A 15,858-nucleotide genomic window follows, 5' to 3' on the forward strand; every position below is an offset into this window, starting at 1 on the left:
GGCGGCGGCATCCCGTCATCCGTACCGTGGAACCATCAGAACAAGGAGGACGGATGCTCGAGCTGCGCGGCATCACCAAGACCTTCGGCGGGCGCCGGGCGCTCGACCGCGTCGGCTTCGACGTTGCCCCGAACCGGCTGACCGGGTTCGTCGGGGGCAACGGCGCCGGCAAGACGACGACCATGCGCATCGCGCTGGGAGTCCTCGACGCCGACGCCGGCGACGTCTCACTCGACGGCTCGCCGATCACCGCCGGCGACCGACGCCGCTTCGGCTACATGCCCGAAGAGCGCGGCCTGTACCCGAAGATGAAGGTCGGCGAGCACATCGCGTACCTTGCGCGGCTGCACGGGTACGCGAAGCAGGATGCCGAGGCCAGCGCCACTCGGCTGCTCACGCAGCTCGGGCTCGGCGAGCGGCTGCACGACAAGGTCGAGACCCTGTCATTGGGCAACCAGCAGCGCGCGCAGATCGCCGCGGCACTGGTGCACGACCCCGAGGTGCTGATCCTCGACGAGCCGTTCAGCGGCCTCGACCCGATCGCCGTCGATGTCGTCGCCGGCGTGCTTCAGGAACGCGCGGCGCGGGGCGTCGCGGTGCTGTTCAGCTCGCACCAGCTCGACGTCGTCGAGCGGCTCTGCGACGACCTCGTCATCATCGCCGGCGGCACGATCCGCGCGGCGGGCTCGGCCGACGGGCTGCGGGAGCAGCACGCGGGCCGCCGCTTCGAGCTGCGCACCGCCGGCGACGTCGAGTGGCTGCGCACCGAGCCCGGGATCGCGGTCGTCGAATTCGCCGGCGGGTCGGCGGTGTTCGACGCCGACGCCGACGCCGACGCGCAGCGGGTGCTGCGCCGGGCCGTCGACGACGGCACCGTCCTCAGCTTCTCGCCGCGCCGACCGACCCTGGCGCAGATCTTCAAGGAGGTCATCCAGTGAGCACTCCCACGCAGACCGCGAATCCTCCGGCCGCGGTCGCACGCACCGCCGCCCCCTCGCTCGCGCAGGGGGTGTGGCTGGTCGCCGAACGCGAGATCGGCTCGAAGCTGCGCAGCAAGGCGTTCGTGATCTCGACGCTGATCATGCTGCTGATCGCCCTGGGCGGCGTCATCTGGGGCGGCTTCTCGGCGGCCAATCCGTCGCAGACCCCGGTCGCCGTCACAAGCCAGACCGCCGGCGCCGTGCACGGGATGGACCACCTCGCCGTGACCACCGCCGATTCGACCGCGGCGGCGATCGGGCTCGTCCGCGACGGAGAGGTCGACGCGGCGATCGTCCCCGACGCGTCGTCGCCGCTGCACGTCAAGGTCGTCGCGAAAGACAGCGCGCCCAGCGCCCTGATCTCGCAGCTCAGCGTGGCACCCACCGTGGAACTGCTCAACACGAGCCCGCAGGACGCCCTGCTGCGTTACCTGGTCGCGATCGGATTCGGCGTCGTGTTCCTGTTCGCGGCGTCCCTGTTCGGCTCGACGATCGCACAGAGCGTCGTGGAAGAGAAGCAGACGCGCATCGTCGAGATCCTGATCTCGGCCATCCCGGTGCGCGCGCTGCTGGCCGGCAAGGTGATCGGCAACACGATCCTCGCGATGGGGCAGATCGTCGTGCTCGTCGCGATCGCGATCATCGGCCTGGGGGTGACCGGCCAAGGCGCCGTGCTCGGGGGCCTCGGCGGACCGATGGTGTGGTTCGCGATCTTCTTCCTGTTCGGGTTCGTGCTGCTCGCGTCGCTGTTCGCCGGCGCCGGCGCCATGGTCTCGCGTCAAGAGGACATCGGTTCGACCGCGATGCCGATCACGACGCTGATCGTCGCCCCCTACATCTTGGTGATCATCTTCAACGACAACCCCGTGGTGCTCACGGTGATGTCGTACGTGCCGTTCTCGGCACCGGTGGCGATGCCGCTGCGTCTGTACCTGGGCGACGCGATGTGGTGGGAGCCGCTGGTCTCGCTCGTGCTGCTGATCGCGACCTGCGCCGCCGCGATCGCGGTCGGGTCGAAGATCTACAGCAACGCGCTGCTGCGGATGGGCGGGCGTGTCAAGCTCGCCGAGGCGCTGAAGCCATAACCGCCCGCGCGGGCGCGCTCAGCGGGGCTTGTGGTGCACGCGCGCCAGCGCGTCCGCCGCACGCACGAGCGCCAGGTGGCTGAACGCCTGCGGGGTGTTCCCCACCTGGCGCTTGCCCGCGACGTCGTATTCCTCCGAGAGCATTCCGATGTCGTTGGCCAGTGCGACCAGCCGGTCCATGAGCTTGCGCGCCTCGCGCAGCCGGTCCGTCGCGGCGTACTGCTCGACGAGCCAGAACGAGCAGGCCAGGAACGGATGCTCCGTCCCGCCCAGCCCGTCGACCCCGGTCGACGTGCGATAGCGGCGCAGCATCCCGTTCTCCATGAGGTCGTGCTCGATCTTTTCGACCGTGGCCAGCATGCGGGGATCGTCGGGCGGGCAGAACCCGACCTGCGGCACCAGCAGCAGCGAAGCATCCACCTCGTCGGTGCCGTAGTACTGCGTGAAGTGCCCGTCGCGCACGCCGCATTCGTCGATCTCGGCCTTCATCCGGTCGCGCAGCGAGCGCCAGTCGTCGACCGGCCCGTTCAACCCGTGATCCTCGACGGCGCGCACGGCACGGTCGAACGCCGCCCACACCATGACCCGTGAGTGCGTGAACATGTGCGGATCTCCGCGGATCTCCCACAGCCCGTTGTCGGGCCGGTCGAGCTGATGGGCGGCGTAGGCCACGAGCTTCTTGGCCAGGGGCCACGAGAACGCCGAGTCCGGCAGGCCCGCCTCACGCGCCGCCGAGAGGGTCACGAGCACCTCTCCGACCACATCGGCCTGGTACTGCAGCGCCGCGCCGTTGCCGATGCGCACGGGAACGGATGCCGCGTACCCCGGCAGGCTGTGCATCTCACGCTCCACGAGATCGCGCTCGCCGGCCAGTCCGTACATGATCTGCAGGTCTGCGGGGTCGCCGGCGACGGCCCGCACCAGCCACTCCCGCCAGTGCTCGGCCAGTGCCACGAAGCCGTGGTCGAGCAGCGCCTCGAGCGTGAGAGCCGCGTCACGCAGCCAGACGAACCGGTAGTCCCAGTTGCGCTCGCCGCCGAAGTCCTCGGGCAGCGATGTGGTCGCCGCCGCCGCGATCCCTCCGGTCACCCGGTTGGTCAGGGCCCGCAGGATCAGCAGGGATCGCACGACGTGGTCGCGGTACGGGCCCTCGTGCTCGATGTTGTCGGCCCAGCTCTGCCACCACTTGCGCGTGTCGATCATCGCCTGTTCGACGTCGAGACGCTCGGGGGGATCCATGTGCGAGGGGAACCAGGTGAGGGTGAGGTCGACGCTCTGCCCTTCGGTGACGGCGACGCTGCCGCGGTGGGCGTGGTCGGACGCGCGCAGCCGCGCACCCCGCACCACCACCGCGTCGGGCCCGGCGATCGCGACGAGCTCGGGCATCTCGCGCGTGCCCGTCTGACGCACCCAGGGCAGCGCACGCGCGTAGTCGAACCGCATCCGCAGCGTGTGCTCGAACTCGACGAGTCCCTTCACACCGACGATACGGCGCACGATGTCGATGCGGTTGAGGTTGAGGTGGGGCTCGACGTCGACCGGCATGAAGTCGTGCACCTCGGCGACGCCGCTCGAGGTCTCCCAGCGGGTGACGAGCAGGAAGGTCTCGCCGTCGTACGACCTGGTCGCCGTGGCCGTCGCATCCACCGGCCGAACCTGCCAGCATCCCTGATCCTCGTCGCCCAGCAGGGCGCCGAAGATCGACTCCGAGTCCAGCCGCGGCAGGCACAGCCAGTCCATGCTGCCTTCGCGGGAGATCAGCGCGGCGCTGCGGCAGTTGCTCAGCAGCGAGTAATCCTCGATGGGAACGGTCATCGTTTGTGAGTCTTGCCCTTCCGCATCCCGCGCCGCAAGAGCCATTGCGTCCTCCGACCCGCGGTTTATCGTGAAGGCATGGCGAACAAGACCACGCTGCTCATCCTCGGGGCCTCGGGCGATCTGACCTCGCGCCTCCTCCTTCCGGCGATCGGCCAGCTGCTGGAGCGCGAACCCGATCGGGACCTGGTCCTGTGCGGAGCGGGATCGGATGCCTGGACCACAGCGCGATGGAAGAAGACCGTGCGTTCGGCCTTCGCGTCGGCGGATGCCGAGGACCAGGTCCCGCGAGTGGCCGACACCACGTACACGCAGGCCGACGTGACCGACCGGACGGCGCTGGCCGGCCTGATCGAGGGCGTCACCGGGTCGCTCGTGATCTACTTCGCGCTGCCGCCGGCGGTCACGGCCGCCGCGTGCGCGGTGCTCAAGGACCTCACGCTGCCGGACGACACCGTGCTCGCCCTCGAGAAGCCGTTCGGCGGCGACGAGAAGGGCGCCCGTGAGCTGAACGCGCTGCTGCAGCAGATCGTGCCCGAGCACCGCGTCTTCCGCGTCGACCACTTCCTCGGCCGCTCCACGCTGCTGAACATCCTCGGCGTGCGGTTCGCGAACCGGCTGGTAGAGCCGGTCTGGTCGGCCGATCACGTGCAGTCCGTGCTCGTGCGGTACGACGAGTCGCTGGCCCTCGAGGGCCGTGCCCGGTACTACGACAAGGCCGGGGCGCTGATCGACATGATCCAGAGCCACCTGCTGCAGGTGCTGGCGGTGCTCGCGATGGAAGAGCCCGTCGACCTCGACGAGATCGACCTGCGCGACGCCAAGAGCGCGGCGCTGCGCGCCACGCGGATCTGGGAGGACAACGCCGTGCGCTCCTCGCGCAGGGCGCGCTACACCGCCGGCACCCTCGACGGCCGGGAGCTGCCCTCGTACGTGGACGAAGAAGGCGTGGACCCGTCCCGCGAGACCGAGACACTCGCTGAGATCGTCTGCGAGGTGCGCACCTCTCGCTGGGCCGGCGTTCCGTTCACGCTGCGCAGCGGCAAGGCGCTGGGCGGCAAGACCGCCGAGATCGTGGTCGTGTTCCGGCCCGTGCGACACGTTCCCGACGGACTGACCGGCAAGCCCGACGACGGGGGTGTGCTGTGCCTGAGTCTGAGCCCCGACCGCATCGAGCTGGAGTTGAACGTGAACGGCGGCGACGACCCGTTCGCGCTGCGCCGCCAGACGCTGTCGACCAAGATCGGCCGGAGCACGCTGCTGGCCTACACCGAGGTGCTCTCGCAGCTGCTCGACGGCGACGTCGCCCTGTCGGTGCGGGCCGACGCCGCCGAGGAATGCTGGCGCATCATCCAGCCGGTGCGCGACGCGTGGGCCCGCGGCGAGGTGCCGCTCGAGGACTATCCCGCCGGCTCGCTCGGCCCCGACGACTGGACCACCTCGCACTGACCCCCGTGGGCCGCGCGGGCCCGGGACGGGCGCTCGACGCCGGCGCGCAGCGCTGGGCGTCGAGATTGCGCGAACTGCGACCCCAGTCGCGGCAGAGCGCAGTTCGTGCGATCTCGACCCGGTCTGAGCACCGGGCGGCGTCGATTCCGTGCGCGCCCTGGCCGTGGCCGAGCCACGGCCAGGGCGCCGCTGAGTGCGGCGATGCAGTGGAAAGGGTTGACGCCGGGTCGTGGCATCCCCTACTCTTTTCGTAAGGCAAGAGTAATCTTTCATAATACGGAAGGAATACTCAGAGGAGGGGCCATGACCAAGAGCACGCACACCAGTGACGACGCCGTCGCGATGCCGGCCGCCTCGTGGTCGCGCATCGACATCGATCCGGACTTCTACATTCCGACACGTCGGGAGCGCGCCGACCGCCCGCGCGCCTTCTCGTGGCGCCGACTGTTCGCACCCAGCGCGTCGTAGTCGACCTCGCTCCGCCGACGCGACTCGCCGCTCGGCATCTGCCGTCCGCAACGGCTGCTTGCGCCGGCGCCAGGCGACAGCATGGGCCGGACATTCAGGACCCATCGCGAGACTGCCGTCCCGAACGGGCCCATTCCACGCGTGAAGCGGCAGAACCGGCCGGCAGCCTCCGGGCCGCACGCTGCATGCGCTCCCCGCCCGCGCGACATCGTCCGGCGTAGACTCGCCGGACGATCGCAACGACGAGGAGCGACCATGACCGACATCGCCGTCACCGTCAACGGGCGGCGCCGCCCGCTGGAGGGCGTCGCCGCGCACACGACCGCGCTGGAGTGGCTGCGCGACACCGGCCTGACCGGGGCCAAAGAGAGCTGCGCCGAAGGCGAGTGCGGCGCCTGCGCGATGCTGCTGGCGACTCCCGGCCCGGACGGCCGCACGACCTGGACGCCGGTCAACGCGTGCCTGGTCCCGGTCTACGCCCTCGACGGGCAGGAGGTCGTGACCGCCGAGGGTCTGGGCACGCCCGAGCACCTCCACCCCGTGCAGGCCCGGCTCGCCGAAGCGGGCGGCTCGCAGTGCGGCTACTGCACACCGGGGTTCGCGTGCAGCATGGCCGCCGAGTACTACCGCGCCGACCGCGCGCCGGCCGACGACGCCGACGGGGCCGACGGGGCGGGCGACCCAGTCGCGCCGGGCGACCGCGTCCGCGGCCACGGCGCCGAGCACGGCCCGAACGGGTTCGACCTGCACGCGCTGAGCGGCAACCTCTGCCGGTGCACGGGCTACCGGCCGATCCGCGACGCGGCCTACGCGCTCGGGATGCCGCAGCCCGGCGACCCGCTGCAGCAGCGCCTGAGCACTCCTGCGCCGGCCGCGGTCGCCACCGACACAACGGTCGACGGCGCCCGGTTCGTGCGGCCGGCGACCCTCGCCGAGGCCCTGCGGATCCTGCACGACGAGCCGGACGCGGTGGCGGTGGCCGGCGCCACCGACTGGGGTGTGGAGGTCAACCTGCGCGGCGGCCGCACGCCTCTCGCGGTCGCGATCGACCGGCTCGACGACCTGCGCGCGCTGACCGTGGCCGACGACGTCGTCGAGATCGGCGCGGCGCTGGCGCTGTCCGAGATCGAGGCGCGCCTCGAGGGGCGCCTTCCGCTGCTGACCGACCTGTTCCCGCAGTTCGCGTCGCGCCTCATCCGCAACCGCGCGACGATCGGCGGCAACCTCGGCACCGCCTCGCCGATCGGCGACACGCCGCCCGCCCTGCTCGCACTCGGCGCGCGCATCGTGCTCACCTCGATCGACGGCGAGCGCGAGGTCGACCTCGCCGACTACTTCACCGGCTACCGACGGTCGGTGCGCCGGCCGGACGAGCTCGTCCGCGCGATCCGCATCCCCGTGCCGGCGGCATCCCTCACCGCGTTCCACAAGATCGCCAAGCGCCGGCTCGACGACATCTCGTCGGTCGCGGTCGCCTTCGCGCTCGAGCTCGACGGCGGCACGGTGACCGCCGCCCGCATCGGGCTCGGCGGCGTCGCGGCCACGCCGCTGCGCGCCTACGCCACCGAGCAGGCGCTGGTCGGCATGCCGTGGGACGAGGCCGCCGTCCGCGCCGCCGCCGAGGTGCTGCGCGGCGAGGGCACGCCGATGTCGGACCACCGCGCAAGTGCCGACTACCGGTCGCACATGCTCGGCACCGCCCTGCTCAAGCTGTACCGCGACAGCGCCCGCGAGCCGAAAGAGGTGCCGGCATGAGCTCGCTGGCCGATCGTCCGGCGCAGCCCGTCGTCGGCACGCCCACCCCGCACGAGAGCGCGGCGCTGCACGTCACAGGCCAGGCGATGTACACCGACGACCTCGCCGCGCGCACGCACGGCGCGCTGATCGCGTGGCCGGTGCAGTCCACGCACGCGCACGCCCGGGTCACGATCGACGTCGCGGGCGCGTACGACGTGCCCGGGGTCGTGCGAGTACTGACCGCCGAAGACGTGCCCGGCCGCAACGACGCCGGCGTCTCGGACGACGAACCGCTCTTTCCCGCCGAGGCGATGTACCACGGGCACGCCCTGGTGTGGGTGCTCGCCGAGACGGCCGAGGCGGCGCGGCGGGGCGCGGCGGCCGTCGCGGTCGAGTACGAGCCCCTGCCGTCGCTGATCACGGTGCGCGAGGCCATCGCCGCAGGCTCGTTCCAGGGCGAGCAGCGCACCGTCCAGCGCGGGGACGCGGCATCCGCCCTCGCCACGGCGGGCCACGTGTTCGAGGGGGAATGCGAGTTCGGCGGGCAGGAGCACTTCTATCTCGAGACGCAGGCGACCCTGGCGACCCTCGACGCCGACGGCCAGTACTTCGTGCAGTGCTCGACGCAGCACCCGTCCGAGGCGCAGGAGATCATCGCGCACGTGCTGGGCATCCCGTCCAGCCACGTCACTGTGCAGTCGCTGCGGATGGGCGGCGGATTCGGCGGCAAAGAGATGCAGCCGCACGGGTTCGCGGCGATCGCGGCCCTGGGCGCCAAGCTCACCGGGCGGCCCGTGCGCCTGCGGCTGAACCGCACGCAGGACATCACGATGACCGGCAAGCGGCATCCTTTCCACATCGCCTGGCGCGTCGGCTTCGACGACGACGGCCACCTGCAGGCGCTCGAGGCCACGCTCACCTCGGACGGCGGATGGAGCCTCGACCTGTCCGAACCGGTGCTCGCCCGGGCGCTGTGCCACTTCGAGAACGCCTACTGGATCCCGCATGTGCGCGTGCGCGGCCGCGTCGCCAAGACCAACAAGCAGTCGAACACGGCGTTCCGCGGCTTCGGCGGGCCGCAGGGCGTGTTCCTCATCGAAGACATCCTCGGCCGCGTCGCACCGGTGCTGGGGATCGATGCGATCGAGCTGCGCGAGCGCAATTTCTACCGCGCCGGGCAGACGACGCCCTATGGGCAGGTGGTGAAGGATGCCGAGCGCCTGCCCGCGATCTGGAACCGGCTGCGCGACGAGAGCGCTCTTTCGGCGCGGCAGGACGAGATCGCGGCGTTCAACGCCGCCCACGCCGACACCAAGCGCGGCATCGCGATGACCCCGATCAAGTTCGGGATCTCGTTCAACTTCACCGCATACAACCAGGCCGGCGCCCTCGTGCACATCTACAAGGACGGCTCGGTGCTGGTCAACCACGGCGGCACCGAGATGGGGCAGGGCCTGCACACCAAGATGCTGCAGGTGGCCGCCACCGCCCTCGGACTGCGGCTCGACCAGGTGCGACTGGCGCCGACCCGCACCGACAAGGTGCCGAACACGTCGGCCACGGCCGCGTCGTCGGGATCGGACCTCAACGGCGGTGCCGTCAAGCACGCGTGCGAGCAGCTGCGCGAGCGGCTGGCCCCGGTCGCGGCGGCGATGCTCGGGGCCGACCCGGACGATGTGCGATTCTCGGGCGGGTATGCGACGGCGGGCGGGGCGGGGTCGCTCACGTTCGCCGAGGTCGTCGCCGAGGCCTACCTGCAACGGGTGCAGCTGTTCGCGGCGGGCTACTACCGCACCGAGGGGCTGCACTGGGATGCCGAGAATATGCAGGGCTCGCCGTTCAAGTACTTCGCGTACGGGGCGGCCGCCACCGAGGTCGAGGTCGACGGGTTCACCGGCGCGACGACCGTGCGGCGCGTCGACATCGTCCACGACGTGGGCGACTCGCTCTCCCCGATCGTCGACCTCGGCCAGATCGAGGGCGGGTTCGTGCAGGGCCTGGGCTGGCTGACGCTCGAAGAGCTGCGGTGGGACACCTCTGACGGCCCGCAGCGCGGTCGGCTGCTGACGTCGTCCGCGTCGACGTACAAGCTGCCGAGCTTCTCGGAGATGCCGGCCGAGTTCCACGTGCAGCTGTTCGAGAACGCGCGGGAGGACGGCGCCGTGTACGGCTCGAAGGCCGTCGGTGAGCCGCCGTTCATGCTCGCGTTCAGCGCACGCGAGGCCATCCGCCAGGCGATCGGGGCGTTCGGGCCCGCGGCGCACTCCGTCGAGCTCGCGTCGCCGGCGACGCCGGAGGCGGTGTACTGGGGGATCGAGGCCGCGCGGGCCGCGGCATCCCGGTCGCCCGACGAGGCGGGACCCGCGCTCGTGGCCGCACCGCGCTGATTCGAGACCCCCGAGCTGAGGCCGCAGAGCCGAGAGGAGCCGCACGATGGACTGGCTCGACGCGCTGCGCGCCCTGCGCGACGCGCGCACACCCGCGGTCGTGGTCACGCTCGCGATGGTGCGCGGCCACGCCCCGCGCAACGGCGGGGCCAAGATGGTCGTCGCGCCCGACGCGCTGTTCGGCACGGTGGGCGGCGGCAACCTCGAGGCGACCGCTCTCGAGCGTGCCCGCGCGATGCTCGCGGACGGCCGCGCGGATCCCGAGCTGCTCGTGCTCACCCTCAGCGACAAGGCCGTCACCGACTATGGTGTGCAGTGCTGCGGAGGCGAGGTGACCATGCTGCTCGAACCGGTCCGCGCCGTGCCCTCGGTATCCGTGTTCGGCATCGGCCACGTCGGCCTCGAGCTGGCGCGCATCCTCGCCCGCCACGAGATCGAGCTGCATCTGGTCGACTCACGGGCCGAGATGCTGGATGCCGCGCGCCTGGCACCTGCGGTCGGCGATGCCGTCGCCCGGATCGAGGTGCACCACGCGCCGGTGCCGGAGTCGGTGCTCGCGGGGCTGCCGGCTGGGACGCACGTGGTGGTCATGACGCACGACCACGCCGAGGACCTCGCGGTCGTCGACCAGGCGCTGCGCACGGCCGGGATCGCGTCGATCGGGCTGATCGGGTCGGCGTCGAAGTGGGCGCGCTTCCGGGCCCGGCTCGGCGAGGCGGGGCACGGGCCGGCGGACCTGGAGCGCGTGACCACCCCGATAGGCGTCCCCGAGGTCGGCGGCAAGCAGCCGGCGGCGATCGCCGTGAGCATCGCCGCCCGGATGCTGCAGCTCATCGAGCAGGCGGCCCGGGTCCCGTCTGCGTGAGCACGACACGGGTCTCGCACGAAAGTGGGGTCTGGGCGATCGGTGCGCGAGGGATGCCGCGGCTGCGGCATCCCGAATCAGCGGTCAGTACTCGATGCGGGTCGGGGTCTGCGCCCACGCCGTGAACGGCGCGATGCGCTCGGCCGGCGGCAGCTCGATCACGGCGACCGGCATCACGGCGCGGTCGGCCGCGCCGCCCTCGAAGTACCGGTAGAACGCCGCGTCGTCGAAGCCGGCGTCGGCGGCATCGTCGCGGTCGGCGGCGAAGTACACCCGATCCAGGCGCGCCCACAGCGATGTCGCCAGGCACATCGGGCACGGCTCGCAGCTCGAGTAGAGCGCGGCGCCGCTCAGATCGAACGTGCCGAGTCCCTGGCACGCAGCCCGGATCGCGGTGACCTCGGCATGCGCCGACGGATCGAGGTTCGCGGTGACCCGGTTGGTCCCCTCGAACACCCGCCCGTCGGCCGACACGACGATCGCGGCGAAGGGCCCGCCCTCGTTGCCCACGTTGTCGACGGCCAGCTGCACGGCGCGGCTCAGGTACTCCGCCGGCGTCAGGACGGGGGCGGGGGCGTCGGACGGCTCGGGGGCCGGGGCGTCGGACGTCCGCGCGGCATCGGACGACTCGGCCGGCTCCGCTGTGTTGGTGCTCACGGGCCCTGACCCTAACAACCTGCACGGGCCGCGTCCACCCTGCCGACGGCGCGGGGAGGGCCGGTCACGCCGACTCGGCGAGCAGCTCCCCCAGCATCGCGCCCAGCTGCAGCTCGGGCAGGGCGCCCAGGTGCGTGAACCGCAGGTTGCCGGCGCGGTCGACGAGGATCGTCGACGGCGTGCCCTCGAGCTCGTACGCGCGCATCGTCACCGGGATCCGCTGCCCGTCGTGCCGGTCGACGCCGACCGGGAAGAGGATGCCGAACTCGCCGAGGAACACCTTCAGCGCCTCGGGGCCGGTCACCTCGTGGTGCTCGAACACGGTGTGCACGCCGATCACCGCCACGTCGGGAAACTGCTTGCGCACGCGCTGCGCCTGCGGCAGGCCGTAGCTCAGGCATCCCGGACACAGCATCTGGAACGCCTCGATCAGCACGACCCGCCCGCGCAGCTGCGCCAGCGACGTCACGCCGCCGAACCACTGCGTCACGTCGAGTTCGGGCGCGGGGTACGCGGACCCCGCCGTTTCGAGGCGGTCCATGTCTCACACGCTACGCCCGGTTCGGGATGCCGCGGCCCGGCCCCGATCGCGGCCGACAGACCGCCTCAGTCCAGCAGCTCGGCCTCGATCACGTCGTCCTCGCCGCCGGATGCCGCGGCAGGGCCATCGCTGGTCAACACGAGCTGCGAGCCGTCGGCTGCGACATCCACCCGCACGACGTCGCCGTCGCGCACCCTGCCGGCGAGGATCGCCATGGCGAGCCGGTCCTGGATCTCGCTCTGGATGAGCCGGCGCAGCGGCCGCGCCCCGAACACCGGGTCGTACCCTCGGGTGGCGAGCCAGGCGCGCGCATCCGGGGTGACCGCGAGGGTCAGCCGGCGCTCGTGCAGCCGCCGCTGCAGCACGTCGACCGAGAGCTCGACGATCTGGGCCAGGTCGTCCTCGCTGAGGGCCTCGAACATCACGATGTCGTCGAGCCGGTTGAGGAACTCGGGCCGGAACGCCTGGCGCACGAGGTTCATCACCTGCTCGCGCTTGTGCTCGGTCGACAGCAGCGGGTCGATGAGGATCGGCGAGCCGATGTTGCTGGTCAGGATCAGGATGACGTTCGTGAAGTCGACCGTGCGCCCCTGGCCGTCGGTCAGACGCCCGTCGTCGAGCACCTGCAGCAGCACGTCGAACACCTCGGGATGCGCCTTCTCGACCTCGTCCAGCAGCACCACCGAGTACGGGCGCCGCCGCACGGCCTCGGTCAGCTGACCGCCCTGCTCGTAGCCGACGTAGCCCGGAGGGGCGCCGACCAGCCGCGAGACGGAGTGCTTCTCGCCGTACTCCGACATGTCGATGCGCACCATGGCGTGCTCGTCGTCGAAGAGGAACTCGGCCAGGGCCTTCGCCAGCTCGGTCTTGCCCACGCCGGTCGGGCCGAGGAACAGGAACGATCCGGTGGGGCGGTTCGGGTCGCTGATTCCCGCACGCGAGCGGCGCACGGCATCCGATACGGCCTTCACGGCCGCCTTCTGCCCGATCAGGCGCTTGCCGAGCTCGGACTCCAAGTGCAGCAGCTTCTCGGTCTCGCCCTGCATGAGCCGGCCCACCGGGATGCCGGTCCACGACGCGATGACGGCGGCGATGTCCTCGTCGGTCACCTGCTCGTTGACCATGCGCTCCTGCGCGGGGGCGGCCTCTGCCCGCTCGGCTTCGGCGAGCTGCGCCTGCAGCTTCTTGATGGTCTCGTACTCCAGACGCGACGCCTTCGCGTAGTCGGCCTCGCGCAGGGCCCGGTCGCGGTCGGTCACGGCCTGGTCGAGCTGCTTCTTCAGGTCGCCGACGCGGGTCAGGCTCGCGCGCTCGCGCGCCCAGCGCTCTTCGAGGCCGCCGAGCTCCTGCTCGGCCGCGGCCATCTGCTCGCGCAGCTTGGCCAGCCGCTCCTTCGAGGCCTCGTCCTTCTCCTTCTTCAGGGCGAGCTCCTCGAGGCGCATGCGGTCGACCTGGCGCTTGAGCTGGTCGATCTCGACAGGGCTCGAGTCGATCTCCATCTTCAGCCGGCTCATCGCCTCGTCGATCAGGTCGATCGCCTTGTCGGGCAGCTGCCGGCTCGGGATGTACCGGTTTGACAGCGCCGCCGCGGCGACCAGCGCGCTGTCGCTGATGGTCACCCCGTGATGCGCCTCGTACCGGCCCTTCAGGCCGCGCAGGATCGCGATCGTGTCCTCCACGCTGGGCTCGCCGACATAGACCTGCTGGAACCGACGTTCCAGTGCGGCATCCTTCTCGATGAACTCGCGGTACTCGTCGAGCGTGGTGGCACCGATCAGGCGCAGCTCGCCGCGCGCGAGCATGGGCTTGAGCATGTTGGATGCCGCGACCGACCCCTCGCCCCCGCCGGCGCCCATCAGCACGTGCAGCTCGTCGATGAACGTGATGACGCGTCCCTCGGACTCGGTGATCTCTTTCAGGACGCTCTTCAGGCGCTCTTCGAACTGGCCGCGGTACATCGCGCCGGCCACGAGCGCGGAGATATCGAGCGCGACGAGCTCTTTGTCTTTCAGCGACTCGGCGACATCGCCCGCGACGATGCGCTGGGCGAGGCCCTCGACGACGGCGGTCTTGCCGACGCCGGGCTCGCCGATCAGGACGGGGTTGTTCTTCGTGCGCCGGGTCAGCACCTGGCTGACGCGCCGGATCTCGCTGTCGCGCCCGATGACCGGGTCGAGCTTGCCCTGCCGGGCACGATCGGTGAGGTTGATGCCGAACTGTTCGAGGGCGCTCTGCTGCTCCTCCTGCCCGGGCTGGGGTTGTGCGTTCATGTGTCTCCTTGAAAACCGTGGGGCTCGCGTCTGCGTAAAACTTGAGTCGTGCTGGCTCAAGTTTACCGCGTGACGGATGCCACGGCAAGACCGCAGCGGTACGTCCGGGATGCTCACGGCGGCGAGTCCGCTCGGTCGGAAGGTCGAGATTGCGCAAGAGGCGCACGGAACCCGGGCGAGCGCGCAGTTCGTGCGATCTCGACCCCGGGTCGGGCTGGGGATGGTGCCCGAGCGAGGCGCGCGACGACGACCGGACTGAGCTCGGCCGGACAGCGGGTCGAGATTGCGCAAACGGCGCACAAAACCCCGCCCAGCGCGCAGTTCGTGCGATCTCGAACCCGGTTCAGGCCGAGCTGCTCAGGACCCGCCCGCCGAAATCCGCAATGCTGCAGCATGCGCGCACGCACGTGCGCAGGCACGTGCAAAGGCTGCCGCGGCTCAGCGGACGGCGCGGTCGGCGATCGCGTGGGCATCGAGCGCCACGCGGCGGCCGATCTGCACGACGTAGGTACGTGCGTCCGCGATCGCGGTGGCGACGTCGGGCGCCAGCTCGGTCACGGCGTAGACGCGGCGGAATCCCGCGTCGGCCCGCTGCTGCGGGGAGAGCGTCGTGCGGCCGCAGACGGCGATCACCGGCACTCCCGCGGCGGTCGCCGCCCGGGCGACGCCGATCGGCGCCTTGCCGGCGAGGCTCTGCTCGTCGAGGCTCCCCTCGCCGGTCACGACGAGGTCGGCACCGGCGATCGCAACGGTGAGGCCGGTCAGCGCCTGCACGACCTCGATGCCGGGCTCACGCCGTGCGCCGAGCACCGCGAGCGCGGCGAAACCCACCCCGCCCGCGGCGCCGGCGCCCGGCTCGGTCGCGGCCGGGTGCACCCCCGGCTGCGACTCGAGCAGTTCCCCCCAACGTGCCAGGGCCGCATCGAGCAGGGCGACGTCGGCGTCGCTCGCACCCTTCTGCGGCCCGAACACCGCTGCGGCCCCGTCCGGCCCCAGCAGTGGATTGTCGACGTCGCCCGCCAGCACGAACTCCGTCGTGCGCACCCGTGGGTCGAGGGCGGAGACGTCGACCTGCGCCAGCTGCGCCAGCGCGGCCCCTCCGGGCCCGACCTCGGCTCCGGAGGCATCGAGCAGACGAACTCCCAGGGCCTGCAGCATCCCGGCACCGCCGTCTGTGCACGCGGAGCCGCCGACGCCCAGCACGATGGCAGTGCATCCGCGGTCCAGTGCGGCGCGGATCAGCTCGCCCGTGCCGCGACTGGTGGCCGTCAGCGGCGCGAGCGTGCCGCCGGGCAGCAGATCCAGCCCGCTGGCCGCGGCCATCTCGATGATCGCCTGCCTGTCGCGCACCGCGTAGCGAGCCGTGACGGACCCCCCGGTGGGGCCCGTCACGGTCTCGGATTCGGCGCCGAACCCGGCGGCGAGGGCGGCCTCGACCGTTCCCTCACCGCCATCGGCGACCGGAATCGCATCGACGTGGATACCGGCATCGGCAGACCGGATCCCCTCGGCGAGCGCCGACGCGACCTCGGAACCGCTCAAGGAGCCCTTGAACTTGTCCGAAGCGATGAGAATGCGCATGATCGGATTCTTTGCGATGGTGA

General features: G+C 71.4%; 12 protein-coding genes. 7 read left to right on the forward strand and 5 right to left on the reverse strand.

The features are described 5' to 3' along the window. Positions 1–53: 53 nt before the first annotated feature. Both AC3RX0_RS08765 and AC3RX0_RS08770 read left to right on the forward strand, forming a co-directional pair. Positions 54–938: an ABC transporter ATP-binding protein gene (locus tag AC3RX0_RS08765; RefSeq protein WP_491505595.1), complete on the forward strand. Its 885-nt coding sequence runs from the start codon at positions 54–56 to the stop codon at positions 936–938. Beyond that, positions 935–2,065: an ABC transporter permease gene (locus tag AC3RX0_RS08770; protein ID WP_491505596.1), complete on the forward strand. Its 1,131-nt coding sequence runs from the start codon at positions 935–937 to the stop codon at positions 2,063–2,065. Before AC3RX0_RS08765 ends, AC3RX0_RS08770 begins: the two co-directional genes overlap by 4 nt. Positions 2,066–2,083: 18 nt before the next feature. Here the strand turns inward: AC3RX0_RS08770 and AC3RX0_RS08775 are convergent, their stop codons facing one another. Further along, a complete protein-coding gene (locus AC3RX0_RS08775; protein WP_491505597.1) occupies positions 2,084–3,880 on the reverse strand; it encodes a glycoside hydrolase family 15 protein in 1,797 nt (598 codons plus the stop codon). Positions 3,881–3,958: 78 nt separating this feature from the next. Between AC3RX0_RS08775 and AC3RX0_RS08780 the strand changes: the two genes are divergently transcribed. The 5 genes from AC3RX0_RS08780 (at position 3,959) to xdhC (ending at position 10,786) form a co-directional block, all read left to right on the forward strand. Further along, on the forward strand, positions 3,959–5,329 hold the full coding sequence (locus AC3RX0_RS08780) for a glucose-6-phosphate dehydrogenase (protein ID WP_491505598.1): 1,371 nt from the start codon (positions 3,959–3,961) through the stop codon (positions 5,327–5,329). Between the two features lie 303 nt (positions 5,330–5,632). Continuing rightward, a complete protein-coding gene (locus AC3RX0_RS08785; RefSeq protein WP_491505599.1) occupies positions 5,633–5,797 on the forward strand; it encodes a hypothetical protein in 165 nt (54 codons plus the stop codon). Between the two features lie 255 nt (positions 5,798–6,052). Beyond that, positions 6,053–7,552: a xanthine dehydrogenase small subunit gene (locus AC3RX0_RS08790; protein WP_491505600.1), complete on the forward strand. Its 1,500-nt coding sequence runs from the start codon at positions 6,053–6,055 to the stop codon at positions 7,550–7,552. Further along, positions 7,549–9,921: a xanthine dehydrogenase molybdopterin binding subunit gene (xdhB, locus tag AC3RX0_RS08795; RefSeq protein WP_491505601.1), complete on the forward strand. Its 2,373-nt coding sequence runs from the start codon at positions 7,549–7,551 to the stop codon at positions 9,919–9,921. The genes AC3RX0_RS08790 and xdhB overlap by 4 nt, the downstream gene beginning before the upstream one ends. 46 nt (positions 9,922–9,967) lie before the next feature. Further along, on the forward strand, positions 9,968–10,786 hold the full coding sequence (xdhC, locus tag AC3RX0_RS08800; RefSeq protein WP_491505602.1) for a xanthine dehydrogenase accessory protein XdhC: 819 nt from the start codon (positions 9,968–9,970) through the stop codon (positions 10,784–10,786). A gap of 84 nt (positions 10,787–10,870) precedes the next feature. On the opposite strand, the gene AC3RX0_RS08805 is transcribed toward xdhC, so the two are convergent. The 4 genes from AC3RX0_RS08805 to AC3RX0_RS08820 form a co-directional block, all read right to left on the reverse strand. Then, positions 10,871–11,347 (reverse strand): nucleoside deaminase, encoded by a 477-nt coding sequence (locus tag AC3RX0_RS08805; RefSeq protein ID WP_491506333.1) that lies wholly within the window; start codon positions 11,345–11,347, stop codon positions 10,871–10,873. A 160-nt stretch (positions 11,348–11,507) separates the two neighbouring features. Beyond that, entirely contained in the window at positions 11,508–11,984 is a 477-nt protein-coding gene (locus AC3RX0_RS08810) for a TlpA family protein disulfide reductase (protein ID WP_491505603.1), read from the reverse strand. Positions 11,985–12,049: 65 nt separating this feature from the next. After that, complete coding sequence (locus AC3RX0_RS08815) at positions 12,050–14,254, reverse strand: ATP-dependent Clp protease ATP-binding subunit (RefSeq protein WP_491505604.1); 2,205 nt, start codon at positions 14,252–14,254, stop codon at positions 12,050–12,052. A 438-nt stretch (positions 14,255–14,692) separates the two neighbouring features. Then, positions 14,693–15,835, reverse strand: coding sequence for a glycerate kinase (locus tag AC3RX0_RS08820; protein WP_491505605.1), 1,143 nt, complete (start codon positions 15,833–15,835; stop codon positions 14,693–14,695). Positions 15,836–15,858: the final 23 nt, after the last annotated feature.

The organism is Microbacterium sp. W1-4-2 (assembly GCF_058349885.2).